Origin of the sequence: Devosia ginsengisoli, assembly GCF_024707105.1 — a bacterium.
Lineage (GTDB): Bacteria > Pseudomonadota > Alphaproteobacteria > Rhizobiales > Devosiaceae > Devosia > Devosia ginsengisoli_A.
In genome coordinates, this window is record NZ_JANQAJ010000009.1 from 130,338 (window position 1) to 156,793 (window position 26,456).

Annotated in this window: 30 protein-coding genes; 19 read left to right on the forward strand and 11 right to left on the reverse strand. The window is 63.8% G+C overall.

Translation table 11 applies throughout. The features are described 5' to 3' along the window. Positions 1-151: 151 nt before the first annotated feature. Positions 152-769 (reverse strand): glutathione S-transferase family protein, encoded by a 618-nt coding sequence (locus NVV79_RS10475; RefSeq protein WP_303988883.1) that lies wholly within the window; start codon positions 767-769, stop codon positions 152-154. 157 nt (positions 770-926) lie between these two features. Between NVV79_RS10475 and fliF the strand changes: the two genes are divergently transcribed. The 8 genes from fliF (at position 927) to NVV79_RS10515 (ending at position 9,531) form a co-directional block, all read left to right on the forward strand. Further along, positions 927-2,558 carry a flagellar basal-body MS-ring/collar protein FliF gene (gene fliF, locus NVV79_RS10480; protein ID WP_303988886.1) on the forward strand — a complete coding sequence of 544 codons (1,632 nt, stop codon included), beginning with the start codon at positions 927-929 and terminating at the stop codon, positions 2,556-2,558. A gap of 5 nt (positions 2,559-2,563) precedes the next feature. Continuing rightward, positions 2,564-3,652, forward strand: a complete 1,089-nt coding sequence (fliG, locus tag NVV79_RS10485; RefSeq protein WP_303988888.1) for a flagellar motor switch protein FliG — start codon at positions 2,564-2,566, stop codon at positions 3,650-3,652. Positions 3,653-3,655: 3 nt separating this feature from the next. Continuing rightward, the gene (locus NVV79_RS10490; protein ID WP_303988890.1) at positions 3,656-4,312 is read left to right on the forward strand and encodes a FliH/SctL family protein; all 657 of its coding nucleotides are present in this window, start codon (positions 3,656-3,658) and stop codon (positions 4,310-4,312) included. Between the two features lie 59 nt (positions 4,313-4,371). Beyond that, positions 4,372-4,662 (forward strand): flagellar motor switch protein FliN, encoded by a 291-nt coding sequence (gene fliN / locus NVV79_RS10495; RefSeq protein WP_303990366.1) that lies wholly within the window; start codon positions 4,372-4,374, stop codon positions 4,660-4,662. 11 nt (positions 4,663-4,673) lie between these two features. Next, entirely contained in the window at positions 4,674-6,041 is a 1,368-nt protein-coding gene (locus tag NVV79_RS10500; protein WP_303988893.1) for a sigma-54 dependent transcriptional regulator, read from the forward strand. A gap of 125 nt (positions 6,042-6,166) precedes the next feature. Continuing rightward, entirely contained in the window at positions 6,167-8,302 is a 2,136-nt protein-coding gene (flhA, locus tag NVV79_RS10505) for a flagellar biosynthesis protein FlhA (RefSeq protein WP_303988896.1), read from the forward strand. A 1-nt stretch (position 8,303) separates the two neighbouring features. Then, the gene (locus NVV79_RS10510; RefSeq protein ID WP_303988898.1) at positions 8,304-9,251 is read left to right on the forward strand and encodes an aminoglycoside phosphotransferase family protein; all 948 of its coding nucleotides are present in this window, start codon (positions 8,304-8,306) and stop codon (positions 9,249-9,251) included. A gap of 1 nt (position 9,252) precedes the next feature. Further along, complete coding sequence (locus NVV79_RS10515) at positions 9,253-9,531, forward strand: putative quinol monooxygenase (protein ID WP_303988900.1); 279 nt, start codon at positions 9,253-9,255, stop codon at positions 9,529-9,531. A gap of 44 nt (positions 9,532-9,575) precedes the next feature. Here the strand turns inward: NVV79_RS10515 and NVV79_RS10520 are convergent, their stop codons facing one another. Next, positions 9,576-9,773 carry a DUF2934 domain-containing protein gene (locus NVV79_RS10520; protein ID WP_303988902.1) on the reverse strand — a complete coding sequence of 66 codons (198 nt, stop codon included), beginning with the start codon at positions 9,771-9,773 and terminating at the stop codon, positions 9,576-9,578. Positions 9,774-9,874: 101 nt separating this feature from the next. On the opposite strand from NVV79_RS10520, the gene NVV79_RS10525 reads away from it, so the two are divergent. Beyond that, positions 9,875-10,258 carry a glyoxalase/bleomycin resistance/extradiol dioxygenase family protein gene (locus NVV79_RS10525; RefSeq protein WP_303988905.1) on the forward strand — a complete coding sequence of 128 codons (384 nt, stop codon included), beginning with the start codon at positions 9,875-9,877 and terminating at the stop codon, positions 10,256-10,258. 29 nt (positions 10,259-10,287) lie between these two features. Here the strand turns inward: NVV79_RS10525 and NVV79_RS10530 are convergent, their stop codons facing one another. Continuing rightward, positions 10,288-10,989 (reverse strand): glutathione S-transferase N-terminal domain-containing protein, encoded by a 702-nt coding sequence (locus NVV79_RS10530; RefSeq protein ID WP_303988908.1) that lies wholly within the window; start codon positions 10,987-10,989, stop codon positions 10,288-10,290. Positions 10,990-10,993: 4 nt separating this feature from the next. After that, positions 10,994-11,605 (reverse strand): LysE family translocator, encoded by a 612-nt coding sequence (locus tag NVV79_RS10535; protein ID WP_303988911.1) that lies wholly within the window; start codon positions 11,603-11,605, stop codon positions 10,994-10,996. 149 nt (positions 11,606-11,754) lie between these two features. On the opposite strand from NVV79_RS10535, the gene NVV79_RS10540 reads away from it, so the two are divergent. The 3 genes from NVV79_RS10540 (at position 11,755) to NVV79_RS10550 (ending at position 14,142) form a co-directional block, all read left to right on the forward strand. Then, on the forward strand, positions 11,755-12,210 hold the full coding sequence (locus NVV79_RS10540) for a GNAT family N-acetyltransferase (protein WP_303990369.1): 456 nt from the start codon (positions 11,755-11,757) through the stop codon (positions 12,208-12,210). A gap of 300 nt (positions 12,211-12,510) precedes the next feature. Continuing rightward, positions 12,511-13,152 (forward strand): PRC-barrel domain-containing protein, encoded by a 642-nt coding sequence (locus tag NVV79_RS10545; RefSeq protein ID WP_303988914.1) that lies wholly within the window; start codon positions 12,511-12,513, stop codon positions 13,150-13,152. 66 nt (positions 13,153-13,218) lie between these two features. Then, positions 13,219-14,142 carry a PRC-barrel domain-containing protein gene (locus NVV79_RS10550; RefSeq protein WP_303988917.1) on the forward strand — a complete coding sequence of 308 codons (924 nt, stop codon included), beginning with the start codon at positions 13,219-13,221 and terminating at the stop codon, positions 14,140-14,142. 48 nt (positions 14,143-14,190) lie between these two features. Here NVV79_RS10550 and fliJ read toward each other — a convergent pair whose 3' ends face one another. Beyond that, positions 14,191-14,604 carry a flagellar export protein FliJ gene (gene fliJ, locus NVV79_RS10555; RefSeq protein ID WP_303988920.1) on the reverse strand — a complete coding sequence of 138 codons (414 nt, stop codon included), beginning with the start codon at positions 14,602-14,604 and terminating at the stop codon, positions 14,191-14,193. Positions 14,605-14,656: 52 nt separating this feature from the next. Then, positions 14,657-15,985 (reverse strand): flagellar protein export ATPase FliI, encoded by a 1,329-nt coding sequence (gene fliI, locus NVV79_RS10560; protein WP_303988922.1) that lies wholly within the window; start codon positions 15,983-15,985, stop codon positions 14,657-14,659. A 430-nt stretch (positions 15,986-16,415) separates the two neighbouring features. Between fliI and ctrA the strand changes: the two genes are divergently transcribed. From ctrA to NVV79_RS10575, 3 genes are all read left to right on the forward strand, one after another. Beyond that, positions 16,416-17,123, forward strand: a complete 708-nt coding sequence (ctrA, locus tag NVV79_RS10565; RefSeq protein WP_146290147.1) for a response regulator transcription factor CtrA — start codon at positions 16,416-16,418, stop codon at positions 17,121-17,123. A 205-nt stretch (positions 17,124-17,328) separates the two neighbouring features. Then, on the forward strand, positions 17,329-18,195 hold the full coding sequence (locus NVV79_RS10570) for an alpha/beta fold hydrolase (protein ID WP_303988928.1): 867 nt from the start codon (positions 17,329-17,331) through the stop codon (positions 18,193-18,195). Positions 18,196-18,224: 29 nt separating this feature from the next. Further along, positions 18,225-19,508, forward strand: coding sequence for an RNA polymerase sigma factor (locus NVV79_RS10575; RefSeq protein WP_303988932.1), 1,284 nt, complete (start codon positions 18,225-18,227; stop codon positions 19,506-19,508). A gap of 44 nt (positions 19,509-19,552) precedes the next feature. Here the strand turns inward: NVV79_RS10575 and NVV79_RS10580 are convergent, their stop codons facing one another. The 3 genes from NVV79_RS10580 to NVV79_RS10590 all read right to left on the reverse strand — a co-directional run bounded on the left by NVV79_RS10580 (position 19,553) and on the right by NVV79_RS10590 (position 21,631). Continuing rightward, positions 19,553-19,924 (reverse strand): PleD family two-component system response regulator, encoded by a 372-nt coding sequence (locus NVV79_RS10580; RefSeq protein ID WP_303988935.1) that lies wholly within the window; start codon positions 19,922-19,924, stop codon positions 19,553-19,555. 103 nt (positions 19,925-20,027) lie between these two features. Further along, a complete protein-coding gene (gene chpT, locus NVV79_RS10585) occupies positions 20,028-20,696 on the reverse strand; it encodes a histidine phosphotransferase ChpT (protein ID WP_146290150.1) in 669 nt (222 codons plus the stop codon). 74 nt (positions 20,697-20,770) lie between these two features. Then, positions 20,771-21,631: a sigma-70 family RNA polymerase sigma factor gene (locus NVV79_RS10590; protein ID WP_303988941.1), complete on the reverse strand. Its 861-nt coding sequence runs from the start codon at positions 21,629-21,631 to the stop codon at positions 20,771-20,773. A gap of 106 nt (positions 21,632-21,737) precedes the next feature. Here NVV79_RS10590 and NVV79_RS10595 point away from each other — a divergent pair, with 106 nt between their 5' ends. After that, a complete protein-coding gene (locus NVV79_RS10595) occupies positions 21,738-22,217 on the forward strand; it encodes a carboxymuconolactone decarboxylase family protein (protein WP_303988944.1) in 480 nt (159 codons plus the stop codon). 70 nt (positions 22,218-22,287) lie between these two features. On the opposite strand, the gene NVV79_RS10600 is transcribed toward NVV79_RS10595, so the two are convergent. After that, positions 22,288-22,755, reverse strand: coding sequence for a YHS domain-containing (seleno)protein (locus NVV79_RS10600; protein ID WP_303988946.1), 468 nt, complete (start codon positions 22,753-22,755; stop codon positions 22,288-22,290). 140 nt (positions 22,756-22,895) lie between these two features. Here NVV79_RS10600 and NVV79_RS10605 point away from each other — a divergent pair, with 140 nt between their 5' ends. Continuing rightward, positions 22,896-23,465: a DUF1134 domain-containing protein gene (locus tag NVV79_RS10605; RefSeq protein ID WP_303988949.1), complete on the forward strand. Its 570-nt coding sequence runs from the start codon at positions 22,896-22,898 to the stop codon at positions 23,463-23,465. Positions 23,466-23,711: 246 nt separating this feature from the next. After that, entirely contained in the window at positions 23,712-24,890 is a 1,179-nt protein-coding gene (locus NVV79_RS10610) for a hypothetical protein (RefSeq protein WP_303988952.1), read from the forward strand. A gap of 159 nt (positions 24,891-25,049) precedes the next feature. Here NVV79_RS10610 and NVV79_RS10615 read toward each other — a convergent pair whose 3' ends face one another. Further along, positions 25,050-25,391, reverse strand: coding sequence for a DUF6476 family protein (locus tag NVV79_RS10615; protein WP_303988954.1), 342 nt, complete (start codon positions 25,389-25,391; stop codon positions 25,050-25,052). On the opposite strand from NVV79_RS10615, the gene NVV79_RS10620 reads away from it, so the two are divergent. After that, on the forward strand, positions 25,390-26,430 hold the full coding sequence (locus tag NVV79_RS10620) for an RluA family pseudouridine synthase (RefSeq protein ID WP_303988957.1): 1,041 nt from the start codon (positions 25,390-25,392) through the stop codon (positions 26,428-26,430). The genes NVV79_RS10615 and NVV79_RS10620 overlap by 2 nt on opposite strands. Positions 26,431-26,456: the final 26 nt, after the last annotated feature.

Consider the following 26,456-nt stretch of genomic DNA (forward strand, 5'->3'; position numbering starts at 1 on the left):
GGCGTCCCTAACAATTCAGTTATCGCTCAGCCCGGTTCCGCAACGCTTGACACCCCGCAACGTCCGCTTTTCGGGGGCTAACTGATTGGGGTTCAACGGCCGAACCGGGGTCGGAAGCTGAATGCATCACCAGTGCGCGATATCGTAGTCGCTATGGCGTCTCCGGCGCCATCCACCTGGCCCCGGCTTCGCGGCTCATCAGCCGCTCATAGTAATCCGCCACGGCAGGCAATTCCTTCTTTTCGACCGTTATCGACATCCAGCGATGCACCGACAGGCCCAGGGCGATGTCGGCGATGGAGAAGCCGGCGCCGATATAGCCGGTGTTGGCGCCCGCCAGGGCGGCTTCCAATATGTCCATCTTGACCGTCCACCTGGCCATGGAATCCGCGATCCTTGCCGGATCGTCATAGCCGGGCGTCTTGCGGATCAGCGCATTGACGGCATAGCCCCAGGGCGGATTGAGTTCGCTCGCCTGCCAACCCAGCCATTGCAGCGCCAATGCCCGCAATTCGAGTTGTTCGGGCAACAACCCGCCCTCGCGCTCGGCCAGATAGATCAGGATGGCGTTGCTCTCCCACAGCACGAAGTCGCCTTCGACCACCACCGGCACCTGCCCATTGGGATTGAGGTCGAGGAATTCGGGCACTTTCGGGTCGCGCAACGGCAGACCCCAATCTTCCCGTTCCCAGGCCAGGCCCAGTTCATCGAGTGCCCACAGCACCTTGCGCACATTGATGGACGTTACCCGCCCCAGCACTCTCAGCATGAATTCATCCTTCCTTTACCCCGCCCGGCATTTTCTGCCGGAATTTGCAAACTGCAACCGGGAGTTAAGACAATCTTTACCATCCGCTAGGTAATTTTTGCCCAGCGGTCGCCACGCAGTTCGCGTCGGCATGGCCACCCCTGAATAGAGTGCCGGCGTGGATAATCTTACCCAGCTGATCAACCGCATAGGCCTGCCGCGTCTGGCCGCGATGGCGGTGGTCGCCATACTCATGCTCGGCTTCTTCGGCTTCCTCGTCATGCGGGCGCAGACCCCGAATCTGTCGCCGCTCTATAGCGGCCTCAGCCTCGAAGACTCTTCGGCAATTGTGACCGAACTGCAGACGCTCAACGTGCCCTACGAGCTGCGTGGCGATGGCGATACCATTCTCATCCCCCGCGACCAGATCACCACTACCCGCATGACCCTGGCCGGTTCCGGCCTGCCCCAGCGCGGCCAGGTCGGCTACGAGATTTTCGACGAGCAATCGACGCTGGGCGCCACCAGCTTCGTGCAGAACATCAACAATGTCCGCGCGCTCGAAGGCGAACTGGCCCGCACCATCGCTTCGCTCACCCGCATCAAGTCGGCCCGCGTGCATCTGGTGCTGCCCGAGCGCGAACTGTTCCGTCGCGAACGCACCGACCCATCCGCTTCCATCGTCCTGTCGGTCCGTGGCGAACTCTCCTCCGGCGAAATCCGCGCCATCCAGCACATGGTGGCCGCCGCCATCGAAGGCCTGACGCCGACCCGCGTCTCCATCGTCGACGATCAGGGCAACCTGCTTGCCTCGGGCAGTGGCGACGATGTCGACGGCGCCCTGGCCGGACAAGCCGCCGAACGCACGCTGAGCTTCGAAAACCGCCTGCGCACCCGTGTCGAGGACATGCTGGCCAATGTCGTGGGTGCCGGCCGGGCCCGCGTCGAGGTCAGTGCGGAGATCGACTACAACCGCTCGACCACTACCCAGGAAATCTTCGACCCCGAGAGCCAGGTCGTCCGTTCGAGCCAGATTCGCGAAACCGAGAATCTCAGCGCCGGCGCCAATGGCCAGGTTACCGTAGCCAATGAACTCCCCGGCGCCAGCCAGAACAATGGCGCGGCCGGCCCGACCGAACAGGGCACGTCGAGCGAGGAAGTCACCAATTACGAGATTTCCAAGACCACCCAGACCGCCGTTACCGAGGCCGGTGCCATCAAGCGGCTGTCCGTCGCCGTGGTTGTCGATGGCGTCTACGCCGCCGCACCCAATGGCGATCCGGTCTATACGCCACGCAGCGCCGACGAAATCGCCCAGATCCTGACCCTGGTGCGTTCCGCCGTCGGCTATTCCCAAGCGCGTGGCGACAGTGTCGAAGTCGTCAACATGCAGTTCGCCGAGCGGCCCGAGCTTGCCGTGCCGGGCACGGACGCGGCTGGCGGCCTGCTCGATTTCACCCGCGACGACCTGATGAACGGCGCCGAAATGGCCGTCACCCTGCTCATCGCCCTGGCCCTGGTTTTCTTCGTCATGCGCCCGCTGCTCAAGAAGGTACTGACACCCGAGACCCAGGCGCTGGCATTGCCCAGCGGCGCCGAACTCGGCCACCACGGCGTGCTCGCCGCCGATGGCCAGGTCATATCGGAGGAATTGGACGAGCCGCGCGACAAGACCCCCGCCTGGGTCGCCAATGCCAAGTCGATGGGCGAGACGCAGCTCCAGACCCTCAAGACCGTCGGCACCCTTGTCGAAGAAAATCCCAAGCAGGCCGCGCTGATCGTGCGCGACTGGCTGGGTAGTGCAGCATAACCGCCATGGCCATCGTTTCCCAATCCACCGAACCATCCGACCTGCCGACCACGGTCGCTTCAGGCAAGCAGCTCGTCGTCGGCGACGCCGCCAGCCAGCGCATCCTCAAGGGCGACGAAAAGGCCGCCGCGCTGCTGCTGGCACTCGGCCCCGATTATGGCCGGCCGATTTTTGACGAACTGGACGAACTCGAGGTCAAGCAACTCAGCCGCGCCATGGTGCGCCTGGGGCCGATCACCCAGGAAATGCTTGACGACCTGATGATCGAATTCGTCACCACCATCTCGTCCAATGGTTCGCTGTCGGGCAATACCGACTCCACCGAACGCCTGCTGCTGAGCTTCCTCAGCCAGGACAAGGTCGATGCGATCATGGAAGAAATCCGTGGACCTGCCGGCCGCAACATGTGGGAAAAACTCTCCAACGTGCAGGCCGACGTGCTCGCCGCCTATCTCAAGAACGAATATCCCCAGACCATCGCCGTGGTGCTCTCCAAGATCGCCACCGACCATGCGTCCAAGGTCCTGGCCGTGTTGCCCGAGGAACTGGCCATGGATGTGGTGCAGCGCATGCTCGGCCTCGACCCCGTGCAGAAGGAAATCCTCGAAAAGATCGAGACCACTTTGCGCACCGAATTCATGTCGACGCTGAACCATTCCAAGCGCCGCGACAGCCACGAGCAGATGGCCGAAATCTTCAACAGCTTCGACCGCCAGACCGAAGCCCGTTTCATCACGACGCTGGAAGAGCACAACCGCGACGATGCCGAGCGCATCAAGGCGCTGATGTTCACCTTCGAGGACCTCGCCAAGCTCGAATCCTCGGCCATCCAGACCCTGCTCACCAAGATGGACAAGAAGGAACTGGCCATGGCGCTCAAGGGCGCCAACGAAACGGTCAAGGAAACCTTCTTCAAGAACATGTCGGGCCGTACCGCCAAGCTACTCAAGGACGATATGGAAGTCATGGGGCCGGTGCGCCTCAAGGACGTCGACGAGGCGCAGGGCCGCATGGTCTCCACCGCCAAGGATCTCGCAGCCAAGGGCGAAATCCTGATCATGAAGTCCAAGGCCGACGATCAGATGGTGGCATAAGTCATGACCCCTGCCCCCGCCCGCTTCACCTTCGACCTGGACCTCGGCAAGCGCACCCGCCCCACCGCGCCGCCCGAGCCGACCATGCCCGAACGCCTGGTCGCCGAACTGCTCGCCCAGGCGCGCGAGGAAGCCTATGCCGAAGGCCTGGCCGCCGGTGAGCGCAACGCCACATCGATTGCCGCCCAGACCCTGGCGGCCGCCGCCGCGACCCTGGCCACCCAGAGCGCCGAAATGGCCGCCGCCCTCGACACCGCCGCCGAACAGGCACAGCGCGAAGCGGTCGAGCTGGCCGCCAGCATCGGCCGCAAGCTGGCTTTGCACCTGCTGGCGCGCTACCCCACGGTCGAACTCGACGCGCTCATCGCCGAATGCATGCAGAGCCTCAATGGCGTGCCGCATCTGGTGGTGCGCTGCCACCCCGACATCGCCGATGGCATCCGCGACATCGCCACCGCCCACATGCAGACATCCGGCTTTGCCGGGCGGCTGGTGGTGATGGGCGACCCCGAGCAGCGCCTCGGCGATGGCCGGCTCGAATGGGTCGATGGCGGGCTGGTGCGTGATATCGGCGCCATCGCCAAGGATATCGACCTCAAGATTTCAGCCTATCTCGCCGCCCGCAGCGGCCAGTCCAGACAGCAGGAGAGCGATCAATGAGCGCTTCCGAACCCGGCGACGACGACATCACCACCCAGGAAAGCATCTCCTTCGAGGAAATGCTGGCACCTGAACGCGACGACAGTCCCGAGGCCCATATCGAACGCAGCGCCGCTGACCTCGAAGCAGTGTTCGACGTTCCCGTCCGCATCTCGGTCGTGCTCGGTCGCACCAAGATGCCGGTCAGCGAATTGTTGCGGCTGGATACCGGCACCGTCATCGAGCTCGACCGTCAGGTCGGCGAAGCGGTCGAGATCTTCATCAACGAGCGCCTCGTCGCCCGCGGCGAAATCGTGCTGGTCGAAAACAAGCTCGGCGTCACCATGACCGAAATCATCAAACCACAGTAAGGGAGGCCAGGATGCGTCTGCTCATCATCGGAGCCCTCGAGGGCCAACTCAGCACCGCCACCAAGATGGCGATGAACGGCGGCGCCAAGGTCGCCCACGCGCCATCCGTCGAGATCGCGCTGGCCGCCCTGCGCGCCGGCCGCGGCGCCGACCTGCTGCTGGTCGATGTCGTCATGGATATTGCCGGGCTGATTGCCGGACTCGAAGCAGAGCGCATCGCCATTCCCGTCGTCGCCTGCGGCGTCGAGGCCAATGCGGCGGCGGCCGTCAACGCCATCCGCGCCGGCGCCAAGGAATATATCCCCCTGCCCCCCGATGCCGAGCTGATCGCCGCCGTCATCGCCGCCGTGGCCCGCGACAGTTCGGAATTCCTGTTCCGCGACCCGGCCATGGAACGCGTCGTCCGCATGGCCGACCAGATCGCCGGTTCCGATGCCTCGATCCTCATCACCGGCGAGAGCGGCACCGGCAAGGAAGTCATCGCCAAATACGTCCACGCTCGCAGCAAGCGCGCCAACAAGCCCTTCATCTCGGTCAATTGCGCCGCCATTCCCGAGGCCCTGCTCGAATCCGAACTCTTCGGCCATGAAAAGGGCGCCTTTACCGGCGCCATCGCTCGCCGCATCGGCAAGTTCGAGGAAGCCACCGGCGGCACCCTGCTGCTCGACGAAATCAGCGAAATGGACGTGCGCCTGCAGGCCAAGCTCCTGCGCGCCATTCAGGAGCGACTGATCGACCGCGTCGGCGGCGGCAAACCGGTGCCGGTGGATATCCGTATCCTGGCGACCTCCAACCGCAACCTTTCCGAAGCCGTGCGCGAAGGCAGCTTCCGCGAAGACCTGCTGTTCCGCCTCAACGTCGTCAACCTCAAGCTGCCGGCCCTGCGAGACCGCCCTGGCGACATCGCTGCCCTTTCGGAACACTTCGTCACCAAATACGCCAAGGCCAATGGCCTGCCGCCGCGCGAACTCTCGGCGGAAGCCCGCACCGCCCTGCTCAAGGCCCCATGGCCCGGCAATGTGCGCGAGCTGGAAAACACCCTGCATCGCGCCGTCCTGCTGTCATCAGGCGACATTATCGGCCCCGAAGCCATCGTGCTGCCCGACGGCATGGGGCTGGCCGAGGCCGCTGCGGCCAATTCGCTCTCCGCCCAGCTCGCCCAGACCGCGCAGACCATGTCCGCCGCGCTGGTCGGCCGCACCGTGGCCGATGTCGAACGCGACCTGATCCTCGATACGCTCGACCACACTTTGGGCAACCGCACCCACGCGGCTAACATCCTGGGCATATCGATCCGCACCCTGCGCAACAAGCTCAACCAATATGCCGACGAGGGAACGCATGTGCCCGAACCCGGCGAACGCAGAAGCGTGGCGTGACGGATGTTTTTCAGTAGCCCTCATGGTGAGCCTGTAGAACCACGAGGGCGTGCCGCCGCTGGTGCCACGACCTCGTCCTTCGACAAGCTCAGGATGAGGTCTACTTCGCGGATAGAGCACTACCCATGACCGACCTGCCCACCAGCGGCCCGGCCCGCCCATCCTTCAAGATCCCGACCCCGGCATCGGTCTTCGATCTCCTGCGCTCGGGCGACATCGCCCTGGCCGCAGGCGTCATGGGCCTCATCGTCATCCTCATCGTGCCGATGCCGCCGCTACTTGTGGATGCCCTGTTGGCCATCTCGATCGTCTTCTCGGTGATGATCCTGATGACGGCCCTGTTCATCCAGAAGCCGCTCGAATTCTCGTCCTTCCCGACCGTGCTGCTGATCGCCACCATGCTGCGGCTGGGCCTGAACCTAGCCACGACCCGTCTCATTCTTTCGGACGGTCATAACGGCACTGCCGCCGCCGGCCACGTCATCGAGGCCTTCGGCAATTTCGTCACGCGCGGCAATTTCGTCATCGGCACGGTGATCTTCATCATCCTTGTCATCGTCAACTTCATCGTCATCACCAAGGGTTCCGGCCGTATCGCTGAAGTCGCCGCCCGCTTCAGCCTCGATGCCATGCCCGGCAAGCAGATGGCTATCGACGCCGACCTCTCGGCCGGCCTGATCGACGAAGACACCGCCAAGCGCCGCCGCGCCGATCTAGAAGGCGAAAGCGCCTTTTTCGGCAATATGGACGGTGCCAGCAAATTCGTGCGCGGCGACGCCATTGCCGGCCTGATCATCACCTTCATCAATGTCGCCGCCGGCATGCTGATCGGCATGATGCAGGAGGGCCTCAGCGTCCAGGAAGCCGGCAGCGTCTATACGCTGCTGACCATCGGCGATGGCCTGGTTTCCCAGATTCCGGCGCTGATCGTCTCCACCGCCGCCGGTATCCTGGTCTCCAAGTCCGGCGTCACCGGTTCGGCCGACAAGGCGCTTTCCAGCCAGTTCACCGGCTATCCACGCGCTTTGGGCATGTCCTCGGCCGTCATGGGGGCGCTAGCCTTCCTGCCCGGCATGCCGATGCTGCCTTTCCTGGCTCTGGCCGGCGGCGTCGGCTATGTGGCCTGGCGCGCCGCACGAACCAAGGATGTTCGCGATGCCGAAACCGCGACCAAGACCGCACTGGATGCGGCAATCAGCCAGCCCAGCGCCGCCACGGCGGAAGCGCCGATCACCGACAGCCTCAGGATCGACGAACTCAAGCTCGAACTCGGCTATGGCCTGCTGAGCCTCGTCAAGGAAGACGAGAACGGCTCGGACCGCCTCACCGAACAAATCAAGGCCCTGCGCCGCCAGCTTGCCCTCGAACTGGGCTTCGTCATGCCGCCGGTGCGCATCCTCGACAACATGCAGCTCGAGCCGAACGTCTACAAGGTGCGCATCAAGGAGGTCGAAGCCGGGACCGGCGAGATCTACGCCAACCAGCTCATGGTCATGGACCCCTATGGCAACCAGATCGACCTGCCCGGCACCCATACGACCGAGCCCACTTTCGGCCTGCCCGCCACCTGGATCGAGCCGGCTCTGCGCGACGAGGCCGAATTGCGCGGCCTCTCCATCATCGATCCCTCGACCGTCATCTCGACGCATCTGACCGAAGTGCTCAAGGCCAATGTCGCCGACCTGCTGAACTACGCCAATGTGCAGTCCCTGCTTTCGGGCCTGCCCAAGGATCAGCAGAAGCTGGTGGAAGATATCGTGCCTGGCCTCATTTCGGTCTCCGGCGTGCAGCGCGTGCTGCAGACCCTGCTCAACGAGCGCATTTCCATCCGCGACCTGTCGACCATTCTCGAAGGCATTGCCGAAGTGGCCGGCCCCGGCCGTTCGGTGCAGATGATATCAGAACATGTCCGCAGCCGGCTCGCCCGCCAGCTTTGCGCCGCCAATCTCGGGCCCGATGGCAATCTGCCTTTGCTGACCCTCGGCCCGCAATGGGAGCGCGACTTTGCCGAAGCCATGGTCGGCGATGGCGACAACCGGCACCTGGCCATGGCGCCCAGCCGGTTGCAGCAGTTCATCGGCGCCATCCAGACCGCCTATGAGCGTGCCGCCCAGCAGGGGGAACTGCCTGTGCTCATCACCTCGCCCTCGATCCGCCCCCATGTCCGCTCCATCATCGAGCGCTTCCGCCCGCAGACCGTGGTCATGAGCCAGAACGAAGTTCATCCGCGCATTCGCCTCAAGACAGTCGGGAGTGTCTGACATGGCTGACAAGGCCTGGTACCCCGTTCCCGACCTTGTTCGCCGCCGCGCCACTGCCGAAGGCCAGGTCGGGCTGGACTGGCTGGCCTCGCTCGATGAGGTCCTGGCCAGCCTGGAGCGGGATTGGGGCCTGACCATCGGCCCGGCCATATCGGGCGGCAGCACGGCCTTTGTCGCCGAAGTCACCGACCAGGCCGAGGCGGTCTTCGTCATCAAGGTCTCGACCCCAGGCAGCGAAATCGGCCGGCGCGAAGCCGATGTGCTGACCGCGGCCGATGGCAAGGGCTATGTCCGGCTGCTGCGCCACGATCGCGCGCGCCACGCCATGCTGCTCGAACGGCTCGGCACACCGCTCCACGAACACGACATGCCCTACCGCAACAAGATCGACATCATGTGCGGCACCCTGCTCGACGCCTGGATGCCGGCACCAGCAGGCGGCGCCTACACGACCGGCGCCGACAAGGCCAACAGCCTCGCCATGGCCATATTGGAGAAGTGGCAGCAACTCGGCCGCCCCTGCTCGCAACCCGTGCTCGACATGGCCCTGATGTATTGCCGCGATCGCGCCGCCGCCTGGCGCCCGGAAAATGCCGTGCTTGCGCATGGCGACCCGCATCCGGCGAATATTCTCGACGTGCCCGAGACCGAGGGACGGCGCTGGAAATTCATCGACCCCGATGGCCTCGCCATCGAGCCGGCCTACGATCTCGGCGTGCTGCTGCGCGCCTGGCATGAAGGCGTGGCCGGCCGCCACGCCCACGACATCGCCCGCAGCCATGCCCGGCACCTCACCAGCCGCACGCAGGTTCCCGCCGAAGCCATCTGGCAATGGGGCTATATCGAGCGCATCTCCACCGGGCTCCATCTCATGGAACTGGGCGAGGTGGAGAAAGGCAGGGAATTCCTGACCGTGGCGGAAGCGCTGACCCAAGCGGAAGGCGGCTGATTTGGCCGGCCGCGTCTTTCTCGAGGGCTATATGGAAGTCCCGCCCGAACGGCTCGCGGCGGTTACCGACGCCCTGCCTGCCCATATCGCATTGACCCGCGCCGAGCCGGGCTGTCTTGCCTTCGACGTCACCCCAAGCCCCGACGGCCGCTTCCGCGTTTCCGAAATATTCAGCGACCAGACCGCCTTCGACGCGCACCAGGCGCGCGTCCAAACTTCTGCCTGGGCCGAGGTAACGGCCGGCCTGCCTCGCCATTATACTGTTCGCACCGAACGCTAGCGGGTCAGGCCGGCCAAAAGCGAAGCCGCATACGCCTGCCCTTTTCAGTGCGTCGGCAACCCGGCAGGCGGTGTGGGCTGACCGACTTCTGCCGCTTCCTCTGACGTATCGACGTCCGCCTCTTCGCTCAGTTCGCGTTCGGCACGGTACCAGTAGGCGTGATCCTGCCCCTCCGGTGCTCCATCGCGCTCCCACAGGGCATAGGCACGGGCGCGGATGTCATTCTCGTGTGGTGTGTGCATGCTGATCTCCTCCATGACCAGTCATAACGGCGCAGGTCCGGCTCTGGTTGCGGAACCGCGCCGTCCACGTCGCGTTCTGCCCAAAACCAACGAGGTTCCCCATGTACAAGCCCGCCGGCCACAACAGCCTTTCGCCCTATCTTATTGTCGATAATGCCCAGGTGACGCTGGATTTCATCGACGCCGTGTTCAGCGCCAGGCCCAAAATGGTCCATCGCATGCCCGATGGCAGTATCGGCCATGCCGAAGTGCGCATAGACGATACCATTCTCATGGTCGGCCAGATGCCGGGCGGCGCCACCGGCGCCCATGTCCACGTCTATGTACCCGATGTCGATGACAGCTTCGCCCGCGCCAAAACCGCGGGCGGCAAGGTTGTGCAGGAGCCGGTGCAGAAGGATGATCCCGACAAGCGCGGCGGCGTCACCGACCCATCGGGCATCACCTGGTGGCTGGCCACCACGCAGGACGTCAACAACCAGTAGACCGCTGCCGACCTTCGGCGGCCGATCGATCAGCCGCGCGCCGGAATCTCCAGCCCGCGCTGCACCGCCGGCCGCGCCAGCCCGCGCTCGAGCCAGGCCGGCACGTTCCCGAGGCTGGCATAGTCCACCAGTTCGCCTGCGCCATAGAAGCCGATGAGATTGCGCACCCAGCCGAGCGTGGCGATATCGGCGATGGAATAGTCGTCCATGATCCAGTCGCGGCCATCCAGCCGGCCTTCCAGCACGCCGAGCAGGCGCTTGGATTCGGCCGCATAGCGATCGCGCGGGCGCTTGTCCTCATAGGCCGCGCCGGCGAATTTATGGAAGAAGCCGAGCTGCCCGAACATCGGCCCGATCGCCGCCATCTGGAACATCACCCACTGGATGGTCTCGTAGCGCTGCGCCGGATCGGCCGACAGGAATTTGCCGGTCTTTTCGGCCAGGTAGATCAGGATGGCGCCCGACTCGAACAGAGCCAGTGGCTTGTCGCCAGGCCCGTTGGGATCGATGATCGCGGGGATTTTCCCGTTGGGATTCAGCGCCAGATATTCCGGACCCCAGGTCTCGTTCTTGGTGATGTCGATAAGGTGCGGCTCATAGGCCAGCCCCGTTTCCTCCAGCATGATCGAGACTTTCACTCCATTGGGCGTCGGCAGCGAATAGAGCTGGATCACGTCAGGATCGGCCGCCGGCCAGAGTTTGGTAATGGGAAAGCCCGAAAGGTCGGCCATAGGTCTATCGCTCCGTCAAAGCCAGTTTCACGCCGAGCAGCACGAAGGCGCCGGCAAATGCGCGGCGCATCCATAGCATGATTGCCGGCCGTGAGATCACCTGTCCGCGGATGGCTGCAGCGAACAGTCCGTATGCTGCAAACACCACAAAGGTCACCGCCATGAACACCCCACTGAGCTCCAGCATCCGCATGACCCCATTGGGCGTGCTTGCTGGCACGAATTGCGGCAGGAAGGCGAAGAAGAAGATCGAGAGCTTCGGATTGAGGATGTTGATGAGGATCGACTCGACGATCACCTGGCCCGCCGATTTCTCCTGGCTGTCCGCCTCGACGCTCAGCGCCCCGCTCTCCCTGAGCGTCGCCCAAGCCATGTAGAGCAGGTAGATCACGCCGAGATATTTGATGATCTCGAAGGCCAGTGCACTCGTATGCAGGATCGCCGCCAGCCCGGTGATCGCCGCCAGCATATGCGGCACGATGCCCAGCGTGCAGCCGAATGCCGCCCACAGGCTCGCCCGGCGGCCCCGGCTCAACCCCGCGGCAATCGTGTAGAGTGCGCCGGTGCCGGGCGATACCACCACGATCAGCGTGGTGACGAGAAATTCGATGCTCATGCCTGCCTCCAGATCAGACCGCGCATGCGGCCACACCATTTGCCCGCCCTTCGCTGGCTCGCGCAACCATATCCTCGCGCATGACGACCGAAGTGAACCATGCGGGATGGCACTATGCAGCCGGGCGCGGGCTGGCTATTTTCGCCGCCATGCTCGCCACCATCCTCATCGTCCCGCCCTTCTCCACGCTCTGCAACGCCGCCTTCGCGCTACGCCGCGAAGTCTTCGTCTGGGAGCAGAAAGTGCCCGAGGAGGAAGAGAACGACGCCGACGACCTCACCGCCATCCACTTCGTGGCCATTGCCCAAGGCGAGGTGGTCGGCACGCTCCGCCTCATCGACAAGCCGGAACACGTCAAGATCGGCCGCGTCGCCGTGCGGCGGGCCTTCCGCGGCCATGGCATTGCCAAGCAGATGATGCTGGCCGCCATGGAACATGCCCGCTCCCAGGGGCGCGACCGCTTCTACCTCACTGCCCAGTCCGACAAGCTGGGCATGTATGAGAAGCTTGGTTTTGTCGCCTTCGGCCCCGAATTTCAGGATGGCGGCATGCCCCACCGCGCCATGCGCAGCTATGACCGCGACACCGCTGCATTAACCAGTTAGCAGCCTCTTAAGCCTGACTCGCGGACAGCCATCACCTGCCCCGCCAATTGCGCTATTGTCGGCGATGTCGGGAGGCCTGCGCACCATGTTGCGCGGCGCCCAGATCAATACCGCCAGGGAGGCGGAGAAGGCCGGCCTCGTTGCGAGAGCCGGCCTTTTCAATTCCACCGCGACAAATCGGCCCGGAACGTCTGCGCTTGTCGCTGCGTTGTCGAACCATCATGGGCCGCACGGTGCGCCACCTGCAAGTTTTGCACCGCACGGCCCGTTCACCTCAACGATGAACCAATGGAGCCTACTATGATCCGCACCCTTCTGGCCACTACGGCCCTCGCTGCGCTGCTCGCCACCGGCGCCATCGCCCAGGACGCCGCGCCTGCCGATCCGGCTGCGCCCGCCACCGAGGCACCCGCCGATCCTGCTGCGCCGGCCGAACCTGCCGCGCCGGCTGAGCCCGCCGCTCCCGCCGCCACAGACGTTGCCCCCGCCGGTGATGTCGAATCCGGCGCCGTGGAAGAGACCGAGGTCAACGAACCCTGGGATTTGTCGGCTGGCTATATCGCCGCTGATACCGACAATCTCGGCTCGCGCCTGATCGGCCAGCCGGTCTATTCCAGCGCCGGTGACGATGCCGAGGAAATCGGCTCGATTTCCGACCTGGTCTTCGATGAAAACGGCCAGATCACCGCTGTCATCATCGGTGTTGGCGGCTTCCTCGGCATCGGCGAAAAGGCCGTTGCGGTGGACTTCCAGTCGCTCGAATTCACCCTGGCTGCCGACAATACCGAACGCTGGGTCCTGCCCACGACGGCCGATGCCCTGACTGCCGCCCCGGACTTTGTCTGGGAGGAGGATGAGCCGGTCGATGTGACTACCGACCCGGCCATGGCCCCGGCCGATCCCATGGCACCGGTCGAACCGGCTGCCCCGGCAACCAACTGATCCCTCGCGGATTATTTCTAGGAGGGCCGGCCTGCGGGCCGGCCCTTTGCGTCACAGGAGATCGATATGCTGCGTCCGTTTTTCACCGCCTCGACAATGGCCTTGTTGTTTTCGGTGCCGGCCCTGGGCCAGGCGCCCGTCACGGTTGCCCCAAGCGAGCTTGAACAGAGTGGATTGACGCCCCCCACGCTGCTCTCGGAAGGCTATACGACTGGCGGCGAAGACGTGCTGGTGACCACCTTGCTGGGTGAAACCGTCTACGCCGCGGTAGAAGACCCGGCCGAAGAAATCGGCACGATTACCGATATGGTCGTCACCTCAGGGCTGGGCATTTCCGCCGTGGTCATCAGTGTCGGCGGCTTTCTGGGTATCGGCGAAAAGGAAGTCGCGGTCGATTTTGCCCAGCTCGAATGGGCCACCCGCCAGGACGGCTCCCGCCGCTGGGTGCTGGCCACCACCGCGGACGCCCTGTCCACCGCGCCCGCCTTCATCTGGTCCGACAGCGAGGAGGCGACCGGCCAGCCGGCGCTAACCCCGCAGCAGGAGGAAGATCAACTGGTCGATGGCGACCCCAATGACACCACCATCGATCCCGCCCTCACCACCGACCAGCCCGAACGACAGACCATCACCACGCCGCTGGATCGCGAAGGCCTCAGCCCATTCGACGAGACCGGCCTGACCGCGGACGAGCTGCGCGGTATCGCCGTCTATGGCATCAATGACGAGCAGATCGGCGCCATCAGCGACGTCCTCATCGACCCCGATGGCGGGTTCGACGCCGTCATCGTCGATGTCGGTGGCTTCCTGGGCCTCGGCGCCAGGCCGGTCGCCGTCGCCTCCGACAACCTGGTGTTCTCGGCCGACACCTTCGGCAATCGGTACCTGTTCCTCAACACCACCCGCGAACAGCTCGAAAGCCAGCCGGCCTACGATCCGGCCACCTATGCCGCGGAGCGGCAAAGCCAGCGCACCATCATCACGCCCTAAACAAAAGGCCCGCGTCAGCGGGCCTTTCAAAAATCCTGTTGCCGGACCTTACTGCCGCGAAAAGCGCAGCCGGCCGATCTCGTCATATTCGGCCTGTTCCACCTTGAGCTGCTCGGCCGCTTCGCGCTGATGCTCGCGCTGATCCAGCAGTTCGACCTTTTTCAGGTCTTCGAGCGCTTCGGCCAGGCCATCCTGGGCGGCTTCGAGCTTGCTCTTCATGTCATTGGCGGAATTGAGCAGGTTGTCGCGCCGGGTCAGCGCGGCCTTGGCAAAGGTCGAATAGGCGAAATGCGCCACATCGGAAATGCCGGTCTTGGTGTGCTCGATTTCGATCTGCTGGTCGAGTTCGGACGCCATGCGCTCGAAATCGGCAATCATCATCTCGATCTGCGCAACCTGACGGCGCTTCTCGTCCACCTGGAACTTTTTGAGCCGAATGAGGCTCTCGCTGCGCGATTTCAAGACCTGTACTCCTTACACATCAAGTCAGTTCCGGGATCAACACACGATCCCATCAGTCTGCCGCACCCGCCTCGGCCACGATCGCTTCGAGCATTTCATAGCCCTCGGCGATACCGGTCGTTTCTTCCCGCTCCTGCCCGAGAAAAGCCTCGAGCGCGGGATAGATGGCGATCGCGCGGTCCACTTTCGGATCTGACCCTTTCCGGTAAGCCCCCAGCCGGATCAGTTCCTCCATGTCCGAATAGATGGACATGAGCTCTCGCGCCTTGACCAGGACCGGCCGGAAATCGACCGGAACGCACCCTGGCATGGTGCGCGAGATGGACCGGAGCACATTGACCGCCGGGTAACGTCCCCGCTCGGCAATTCCGCGCTCCATCACGATGTGCCCATCAAGAATGCCGCGCACGGCATCCGCAATGGGCTCATTGTGATCATCACCTTCCACCAAAACGGTAAATAGACCGGTAATGGAACCTGTCGTCGGCGTTCCCGGTCCGGCGCGTTCGAGCAGGCGCGGCAGTTCGGTGAATACGGTGGGCGGGTAGCCCTTGGCGGTCGGGGGTTCGCCAATGGCCAGGCCGATCTCGCGCTGCGCCATGGCAAAGCGGGTGAGACTGTCCATCATGCAGAGCACGCGCTTGCCCTGGTCGCGGAAATACTCCGATAGCGCCAGGCTCATATAGGCGGCCTGCCGTCGCATCAGCGCCGCCTCGTCCGATGTCGCCACCACCACCACCGCCCGGCGCAGGCCTTCCTCGCCCAGATATTCCTGGATGAATTCATGCACTTCACGGCCGCGTTCGCCGATGAGGCCGATGACGGTCACATCCACATTGGTATTGCGCGCCAGCATGGACATGAGCACGGACTTGCCGACGCCCGAGCCGGCAAAGATGCCCAGCCGCTGCCCCTCGCAGACCGTGGTAAAGGTATTGAGGCACCGCACGCCCAGATCCAGCGGATCGCCCACCCGCACCCGGTCATGCGCCAGCAGCGGGTTCTGCCGCAGCGGATAAGGCGTGGCGCCGCGCGGCAGCGGGCCCTTGCCGTCGATCGGCTCGCCATTGGCATTGATGACGCGGCCCAGCCAGCCTTCGGAGGGAAAGGCCGCCCCGTCATGGCGCTGGAACACCGCCTTGCAGCCCAGCCGCACGCCCGAGAGCTGCCCGAACGGCAGGCAGAGCGCGTGCCCATCCTTGAAGCCGATGATTTCGGCAGCCAGCAGGTCTTCGTTGACCGTCTCGATCTGCACGCGCCCGCCCACGCGCAGTTCGCGCACCGGCCCGACGATTTCGATCAACAGGCCCTGCACCGACTTGACGCGGCCGAACACCTCAATGTCGTCGATCGCCTCGATAGCCGATATCAGCGCTTTCATCGGTAACCTATCCCCATTGGCGGGATCGCAATTATGGTTTCCGCGCCGGTCGAATCGCGTTGAACCACGAATCACATCGTAACCGATCGTTAAGCAAAAGGCGCTATTTGAGGGGTTGGGCCGGTCTGTCCGCAGCATTGCGTCGACTTCCCGCCAAACCCCTGACATAGCCACGATTGCTTGAGTCGAAAGAGTCGGTTGAAACGGCTTCTTAAACCATTTTCTTAAGAAAAATTGATAAGATTAACCTTTAAATTTCAATGACTTAGACTAAATTCATCCTAACGCCGTTTGCGTATTGCCGAACCGAATTAAACTTTGTTAACTATTTGGGCTTAGGGTTCAGTCATATCCAGTAGGGTTGGAGTGAGAAGAGCGTCCTGGTCGCTCCTCACGGGTTCCAGCAGGAACGAATGGCAAGGGGAATATAATGCGGGTACTCCTTATTGAGGACGACAGCGCGACAGCGCAGAGCATCGAACTGATGCTCAAGTCCGAAAGTTTCAACGTCTACACCACCGATCTCGGTGAAGAGGGCGTCGATCTCGGCAAACTCTACGATTACGACATCATCCTTCTCGACCTGAACCTGCCCGACATGAGCGGCTACGAGGTGCTCCGCACCCTGCGCGTCGCCAAGGTTCAGACACCGATTCTCATTCTATCCGGTCTTGCCGGCATCGAGGATAAGGTTCGTGGCCTCGGCTTCGGTGCCGACGACTACATGACCAAGCCGTTCCACAAGGACGAACTCGTGGCCCGCATCCACGCCATCGTCCGCCGGTCCAAGGGCCATGCCCAGTCGGTCATCTCGACGGGCGACCTCACGGTCAACCTGGATACCAAGACGGTCGAAGTGCAGACCCAGCGGGTGCACCTCACCGGCAAGGAATACCAGATGCTCGAGCTGCTCTCCCTCCGCAAGGGGACCACGCTCACCAAGGAAATGTTCCTCAACCATCTCTATGGCGGCATGGACGAACCCGAGCTCAAGATCATCGACGTGTTCATCTGCAAGCTTCGCAAGAAGCTCAGCGTGGCCACCGGTGGCAAGAACTACATCGAGACCGTCTGGGGTCGCGGCTATGTGCTGCGCGAGCCCGACGAGAGCGAAGTCTACAACGAAAACGTCGCCTGATCCGTCAGGCTCCACCGTCACAAGACCCCGCGACATCGTTGCGGGGTTTTTTTGTTTTGGCCCCATAGACTTATGCGGCTTCCGATCACGCCAAACGCGAAACGCACGAAAAATCCTCCACCCGATTTGTCGAAGCCGGCCCGCATCGCTCGTCGTCAGGTCAGAAGCGCAGTTGGACGCTGCGCCCCACCCGAGGAGACGACCCATGTTCCGCACCGCAATCATTGCCGGAGCCCTGCTGATGACCACCACCGCATTCGCCCAATCCGAGCCTGTCGGCGCCACTGTCGAAGTCAACGGCATGCAGATGTATTACGAAGTGTCCGGCGAGGGTGACCCGCTGGTCGTGCTGCACGGCGCCTATATGAACATCCCGTCCATGGGCGAGATCGTTCCCAGGCTCGCCGAGACGCACAAGGTTTATGTCCTTGAATTCCAGGGCCATGGCCGCACCACCGATATCGACCGCCCCATCACCTATCCCAACCTGGCCAGTGACGTCGCCGCCTTCATGGACGAAGTGGGCCTCGAAAAGGCCGACGTGTTCGGCTATTCCATGGGCGCCGCCACGGGCCTGCGGCTGGCCATCGACCATCCTGAAAAGGTCGATCAGCTTGTCGCGGCTTCAGTTGCCTACGATGCCACGGGCTGGCAGCAGGCCTTCCAGGACTTCATCCCGCAGATGGTGCCGGAAATGTTCGTCGGCACGCCAATGGAAGACGAGTGGAAGAAGCTGGCCGCCAATCCCGACGGCTTCCCGGCCCTGGTCGACAAGCTCATCGCGCTCGAAAAAGAGCCGATGGCTTGGGAAGACGAGGTCAAGGCGCTTAACACCCCGATACTGATCATCGCCGGCGATGCCGACGTGTCGACGCTGGAGCACAACCTGGCGCTGTTCCGCCTGCTGGGTGGCGGTGTAATGGGCGATATGGGCGTGCCCCTGCCCGCCTCGCGCTTCGCTGTGCTGCCCGCCACGTCGCACACCGCCGTCATCGGCCAGACCGACCTGCTCTATGGCTTTATCGAGCCCTTCCTGCAGGGCGAGACGCCAGTCGGCTTCATGGGCGAATAGCTGTACGAAGCAGTTGCGGGGGACGGCCGATGCTGGTTTCATCCCCCGCCATGACGACCGAGTCCGAAACCCACCGCGCGATAAACACCGTCTGGAAAATCGAGCAGCCCCGCCTGATAGCGGGGCTGACGCGCATGGTCCGCGACATCTCGCTGGCCGAGGAACTGGCGCAGGATGCGCTGATCATCGCGCTCAGGACCTGGCCGGAATCCGGCGTGCCGCGCAATCCGGGCGCCTGGCTGATGCAGACCGCCAAGCGCCGCGCCATCGACTATTTCCGCCATCGCAAGATGGCCGCCACCAAGCTGGAAGAGGTCGGCCGCACCATCGAGGACGATGCGCCCGACCATGAGGCCGAGATCATCGAGGCGATGGACGACGATGTCGGCGATGACCTGCTGCGGCTGATCTTCACCTCCTGCCACCCCATCCTGCCGGCGGAATCGCGGGTGGCGCTGACCCTGCGCCTGCTGGGCGGCCTCACCACCGAAGAGATTGCCCGCGCCTTCCTCGCGGCCGAACCGACGATCGGCCAGCGCATCGTGCGGGCCAAGAAGGCCATTGCCGATGCCGGCATTCCCTTCGAAGTGCCGCGTGGCGAGGAACGCCAGGAGCGGCTGAGTTCGGTGCTGGGCGTACTCTATCTCATCTTCAACGAGGGCTATTCGGCCACGGCCGGGGACGACCTGATCCGCCCGCAGCTCTGCGAGGAAGCGCTGCGCCTCGGCCGTATCCTGGCGCGGCTGTCGCCTGACGATTCCGAGGTCCATGCCCTTGTGGCGCTTATGGAAATCCAGGCCTCGCGCACCAGTGCCCGCACCAACAAGCAGGGCGAGCCGGTGCTGCTGCTCGACCAGGATCGCTCGCGCTGGGACCAGTTGCTGATCCGTCGCGGGCTGGCGGCGCTCGACCGCGCCATCGCCCTGGGCGGCGAGAATGCGCCCTATGCATTGCAGGCCGCCATCGCCGCCTGCCATGCCCGTGCGCGCAAGGGCGCCGACACGGATTGGGCAAGGATTTCAGCGCTTTACGCAACATTGGCCCAGGTGGCGCCATCGCCGGTGATCGAGCTCAACCGCGCGGTCGCGGTATCCATGGCCGACGGGCCGGCAGCGGCGCTGGTGCTGATCGACGCCATCAAGGACAATCCGGCGCTGAAGAATTACCACCTGCTCTATGGCGTGCGCGGCGACATGCTCAGCAAGCTGGGCCGGCACACCGAAGCCATGCTCGAATTCCGCCGCGCGGCAGAACTGACCCGCAACGAGCGCGAAAAGGCCTATCTGCTCGGCCGCGCCGATGAAGCGGTCTAGGTCGCGGCGCCATTATGCGCCTGCGGCGTCAGCATGGGGATAAGTCAGGCGGCGAGTGACGCGCCGGGATCGAACTTGGCTTCGAGAATGGCGCGATCGAAGGGCTTCATCATGTAGTCACTGGCGCCGGCCTTGAGCGCCAGCGCGATGGCGCCGATGTCGTTTTCGACCGTGCAATAGACCACGTGCGGCTTCTCGCCACCGACGTAAGCCCTTAGCAGCTTCAGGAATTCCAGCCCGCTCATGATCGGCATGTTCCAGTCGAGCAGGATCGCGTCCGGCATTTCCTGGCGGCATTTGTCGAAGGCATCCTGCCCGTCTTCGGCTTCCTCGACGATGTAGTCCATGTCTTCGAGAATGCGGCGCGCGACTTTCCGCACCACGCTCGAATCATCGACGATCAGGCAGGATTTCATTGCCAGAAGGCTCCGCAGGGGCAAACGCTCGCCCCGATTATGCGGTCACACTTCCTAGGAATTCGTTAGCGTACTGCTAACATTGACGTGGAACACGCGTGACTCAGGCCGCTGCCGGTTTGGGCGTGGCGGTGAGGAAGAACATGTCGTTCTCGAGCCCGATATCGACCTCCATATCGGTCATGCGGGCCAGCAGGCCCGTATAGAAGGGCTGGATGCCCCGCGCATCGACAAAGCCCTCTTCCGGCGTGCCGGCGAGCAGGCCGGCCGAGCCTGATGGCACCAGCGTCTTCTGCCGCTTTTCGGGATCGCTTTTCGAAGTGAACTCGAACTTCTCATTGCCGGCATCGCCGGTGATGGAGGCCGTCACCACCCCGCCACGCGGCACCGACATGGCCGCAATCAGCAGCAGGTTCATGAACAGCTTGGCCTTGTGCTTGGGCAGCAGGATCAGCGGCACATTCCATTCGAGGTCGGCCTTTTCGATCTCGAACAGGATGCGCGCCACGCGCTCGCATTCGCGCGTGTCGATATCGGTGCCCGAGGTCGAGGAGGCGCCATAGGCCAGCCGCGCGAATTCGAGCTTGGCACGGCTCTGCCTGGCAGCACTGGCGATGAGGTCGCGCGCGCCTTCGGCCATCTCGGTCTGATTGGGATCAGCAAGCACTTCGAGCCCGTTGCCGATGGCCCCGATGGGATTGATCAGGTCATGGCAGACCCTGGAGCACAGCATGGCCGCCAGGTCGGTTGCCTTGAGCTCGATGATGTCCATCCGTGGGTCTCCGTAAGAATCAGTTCCGCCGACATTAGAGGGTGATCGGTAAAAATGGACAGATGATTTACGCCTCAGTCGAGAACGACCAGATCGAGCCCGGCCAGGCGCTCCGCATCGGCAATGACCTCGATTTCCGCGACCCTGCCCCCCTCGATCCTGAAAACGAGCACTGTCGGGCGGCCCAGCGGCGCAGCCACGATGCCGATCGTGCCATTGATGAGGACAAGCTGTGCCACCTGGCCGCGCGCACCGGCCAGCGCCCGTTGCGAAACCACCTGGGCGCCGCGCACCTGCAGAGGCTGCCCGCCCGTCGACGCCGCATCGGCATGGAGAACCACATCGGGATCGAGCACAGCCAGCAGTGCCTGCACATCGCCGCTGCGCGAGGCGGCGAGATAGGCATCGACCACGCGGCGCTGGCTGGCGAGATCGACATCGAGCCTGGGGGGACCTTGCACGCGGCGACGGGCCCGGCTGGCCAGTTGCCGCGCCGCCGCCGAGGAGCGCCCGACGATCGGGGCGATTTCGTCGAAGGGCAGATCGAACATGTCATGCAGCACGAAGGCGACCCGCTCGGCAGGATCGAGCATCTGCAACACGACGAGCAGGGCCACGCCGACCGCATCGCCCAGCAGCAGATCCTGTTCCGGGCCGCCCCCTTCGACCATGGGCTCGGCTGCATCGGGCTCGAACGGGTCCTCGCGCCGCGATTTGCGCGAGCGCAGCATATCGAGGCTGACCCGGGCGACGACGGTGGTCAGCCAGCCGCCGAGATTGTCGATGCCGTCGGCGCCGGTCCGGCTGAGCTTCAGCCAGGCTTCCTGCACCGCATCGTCGGCTTCGGCGCGCGAGCCGAGCATTCTGTAGGCGACGCGCTGCAAATGCGGCCGGCTGGCCTCGAACCGGCTTGCCAGAAAACTTTCTTCGTCCATCGGTCACATTCCTTCGTCGCGTTTCGTCACCTCACTGACGGATGCAACCGCGCCGATGTGACAACGGCCGGGCACGAACCGTCGATAACCGACGAAGGACAACAAAATGCAAGCCCGAATGAAACACCCCGTTTTTGTAATTCCCGAAGCCCTGCAGGCCTTGCAGACGCTTGGCAGGACAACGGCGGCAGCGGGACCGAGCGCCCAATTGCTGGAGCTGGTCAACTTGCGCGCCAGCCAGATCAACGGCTGCAGCATCTGCGTGCAGATGCACAGTGCGGCCCTGCGGCAGCATGGGGAAACCGACGAGCGGATATTCGCGGTCGGCGCCTGGCGCGAAACGCCGTTCTTCACCCCGACCGAACGCGCCGCACTGGCTTTGGCCGAAGCCGGCACCAGGATTGCCGACCGCCCCGAAGCGGTGAGCGATGAAATCTGGGAAGAAGCAACCCGGCACTATGACGAGGCCGAACTCGCCGCACTGGTACTGGGCATTGCCGGCATCAACCTGTGGAACCGGGTCAACGGCATGACCCGGCAGTTTGTGCAGGAGTCGCGGCCGGTGGTCGAAGCAAAGTCGGCTTGAGGGCCAGGCACCAGTATGTGGTTCGGCTCCTTCTTCCCTCTCCCCTTGAGGGAGAGGGAAGAAGGCAGCCCTACCGGATCGACAGGTCCTTGGATAATTCGACCCAGTTGGCCTCGGCGGCGATAGCGGCATCGTCGGGGGCCAGCAGGAAGGCTTCGCGGTTGGCGGCGGAATAGAAGAGGTAGAGCCGCTGCTTGAACACGACATACATGGCCGGGTCGCTGTCCGACACATAGCCGCGCGCCACGCCCATGGCGCCGTGGCCGCCGAATTGCGGGGCGTAGATTTCGGGCGCGCCCTTGAAGATGTCGCGATTGGCGGCGCTGGCGAAATGCCAGGGCACATTGTTCCAGATGAATTCGAAATCGCCCCGCCCGCGTAGCGGCTCGGGCTCGGTGAAATAGCTGACCGGGTCCATGCCGTAGATACCGATACCGGTCAGCGGATCGGTGACGATGAGCGTCACCACCGACTGCGCCCGCACCGGCAGAACGGCGAGCGAAACCATGCCCAATAGCGGCAAAACAAAGGCAAGCATGGTTAAGATTTGTTTAGAGGTTTGCTTCATCATCGACCCAAATGATCGGCGTGCCGGCGACCCAGTCTGTCGTGCAAAACTACGGTTCAAGCCTTAACGACTCCGTAACCGCCGGCCTCTGCCTCGCCCGGGAGATTTTGATGTTCAAGCGCCTCGCCCTCCTCATCGCCCTTGTTTCTGCCCTGGCAGTGCCGGTGCCGTCAGCCTTCGCGCAGGGCTCGCTCAGCGATACCTATGAAGGCGAGGACCTGATCGACAGCGGCAAGGCCTTCTTCGGTTCGGCTAGCCAGGGGCTGGCCTCGCTGGTCGAGCAGGCGGTCAGCCAGTTCGGGCTGCCCAACGGCTACATTCTGGGCGAGGATGCCGGCGGCGCCCTGTTTGCCGGCGCCCGTTACGGCGAGGGCGTGCTCTATACCCGCAATGCCGGCGAATACAATGTCTATTGGCAGGGCCCCTCCGTAGGGTTCGACGTGGGCGGTGACGGCTCCAAGGTCATGATGCTGGTCTACAATCTCAACCAGATCCAGGACGTGCTCGGGCGCTTCGTCGGCGTCGATGGCTCGGCCTATATCGTGGGCGGCTTCGGCATGACGGTCATCAAACGCTCCAATATCGTGGTGGTGCCGATCCGCTCGGGCGTCGGTGCGCGCCTGGGCGTCAATATCGGCTACCTCAAATTCACCAACCAGCCGACCTGGAACCCGTTCTGAGGGCGGGCTCAATCCCCCACCACAGCGTCATTTTCATCCACGGTGTCATTCCCGCGAAAGCGGGAACCTCCGTTTCCCGTGGGAACGTCGCACGGCGATCACACTTGCGATCCGCCCCGCCACCGGCCGGTGACGGCGGGCGTCAAACCCGTTAGGGTTAATGTCCGGCAAAGGTAGCGGCGCCGCTGCCTCTGCCGGATAAGGGATTGCCCGTATTGCGTGCCGATGCGGTCTGGAGTTTGGCCGATGGTCATCGAGAACATCATGTATTTCGCGCTGGGCCTGCTGGTGGCCGGCCTGGTGTCGCTGATCATCCTGCCTGCCGTGTGGAAGCGCGCCGTGCGCCTGACCAAGCGCCGCATCGAGGCCGCCACGCCTATTACCATGGCCGAATTCCGTGCCGACAAGGACCAGTTGCGCGCCGAATTCGCCCTCTCGACCCGCCGGCTGGAAATGAATGTCGAGACTTTGCGCAAGCGGCTGGCCGAGCAGTTGGGCGACGTCAACCAGAAGCGCAGCGATCTCGGCCTGCTCAAGGCCGAACGCGACCAGCATCTGCTTGTTGTCAAGGAACTGGAGCAGCGCGAGGAAGAATTGCGCGCGCGGGTCGCTGAGCTGGAGCGCGAGGGCACCGACCTGGCACAGCGCCTGCGCATGCGCGACCGGGAACTGGAAACGCGCGGCGACGAACTCGGCAAGCTGCGCGACACGGTGCGGGGCGGCCTGCCGCGCGGCACCGATGCCGACGGCACGCCCCTGAGCGGGGATTATGACGAGGATGTGGACCGGCTGACCACCGCACTCGCCATCGAGCGCAAGCGCGCCAGCTTCCTCGAAGAGCAGGCGAAAAGCCTGATCACACGGCTCGAAAGCTCGGACCGCCGCAGCGCCGAGGCCACGGCCGCCATTGCCCAGATGCGCGAGGCGCTGGCCGGCAGGGACGACAAGAAGGTAGCCGACGCGGAAAACCTCGTCGCGGCCGAAGCGCGCATTGCCAGTGCGGAAAACCGGCTCAATGCCCTGCTGGCCGAAACCAGCCAGGTGGTGGAGCAATCCGAAGGTCGGGCCGAGCAATTGCTGGCCGACAAGCTGAGCCTCGAAGCCGAGGTGGAAGCCTTGCGCAAGAAGGTGAGCAGCGTCGAATCCACCATTCTCGCCGACTGGGACACCGAGCGGCTGGAAGAGGCCTATCTGCGCGAAAAGCTCAACGACATCGCCGCCAGCGTGAGCCGGCTGGTCTATGCGGTGGACACCGAAACCCCTGTCGTGGCCAGCACCGAGGAAAGCCTGTTCGACCGCGTGCAGCGCTTTGCCGATGACGGAGAAGGCGAGGACACCCTGCCAGCGAAACCGGCAAGAGGCGAGCGCAAGGGCGGGTCGGTGACCGACCGGATGGCGGCGCTACGGGAGATTCAGGGGCGGTAGGTTTTAGCGAATACCCCCTCCTAACCTCCCCCTGACAGGGGAGGAATCCGCGCAGTGGATGTGGCTGGATCGCGCTCCAAACTCAATCTGTTCCTCCCCCTATCAGGGGGAGGCTAGGTGGGAGTATCCTAGGAAGGGCTCTTCTTCGCCGCTTCCCTATTACTCCCCGAGCACCACTGCCCGCGTCATCTCACCCGTCGCCTGGTCGAACAGGGCCAACGTCGTTACCCCACCTACGATGTAGGTCACGTTGATCGCGCCATCGCTCACCAGCGCCGAAACCACTTCGGCCCCAGCCGGCAGAACCACGTTCTCGGCCACCGTGGGTGGCGGGGTGTCGCGCATGGCGCGATAGACAAGGGCGAAGCCAATCGCCATAAAGCCCAGCAACAGCACGCCGATCGAAATCGCGAAGGAACGGCGCGCCTTCCCCAATATGGCAAGGGCTTCCGGCGTCAATGGCGCATCGGGCTTCTGTCCAGTCTCATCAGGATCGCTCATGGTCGAAAATACCGCTGCAGAGTTCGAGGGCGAGGAAGGCGAAGTCCAGGTCGTGGTCGTCGTCGATGCCGACATGGCCGGCGGCAGGCTCGACGCCACGCTGGCCAGGGCCCACACCGTGCTGAGCCGCAACCGTATCAAGGACCTGATCCTTGGCGGCGCCGTCAGCATCGACGGCAAAGCCGTCAGCGAGCCCAAATACCGGCTTACGGCAGGCGAGACAATCACCCTTCTTGCCCCACCCCCCGAAGATGCCGAACCGCTGCCGCAGGATATCCCGCTCGACATCCTCTATGAGGATGACCAGTTGATCGTGGTCAACAAGCCGGTGGGCATGGTGGTGCACCCTGCCCCCGGCTCGCCCGACGGCACGCTGGTCAATGCGCTGCTGTTCCATTGCGGGGAGAGCCTGGTGGGCATTGGCGGCGTCAGGCGCCCGGGCATCGTGCATCGGCTCGATCGCGACACGTCAGGCGTCATGGTCGCGGCCAAGACCGAGACGGCGCATAAGCACCTCTCCGAGCAATTTGCCGACCATGGCCGCACCGGCCCGCTGCACCGCGCCTATATCGCCTTCGTCTGGGGCTCGACCGAAACGGCCAAGGGCACGGTGGACGCGCCGCTGGGCCGCGACCAGAACAACCGGCTGAAACAGGCCGTGCGCAAGGACGGGCGCGAGGCCATCACGCACTATTTCGTGGAGGCCCGTTTCGGCGGCGAGGGCTGGGACATTACCCGGGTGCAATGCCACCTCGAAACCGGCCGCACCCACCAGATCCGCGTGCATATGGCCCATATCGGCCATCCGCTGGTCGCCGACGCGGTTTATGCCCCCGGCTTCGCCACCAAGATCAACCGGCTGCCAGCAGATGTGGCGGGGCCAATCCAGGCACTGGGGCGGCAGGCTTTGCATGCCGCCGAACTGGGCTTCGAACACCCGGTGACAGGCGAAGAAATGTTCTTCGAAGCGCCGCTGCCCGATGATCTCCAGGCGCTGGAGGATGCGCTGGAGGGATATGACAAGGCATTTGCGCGGTAAGTGCCACGCCCTCGTGGTTCGAGGGT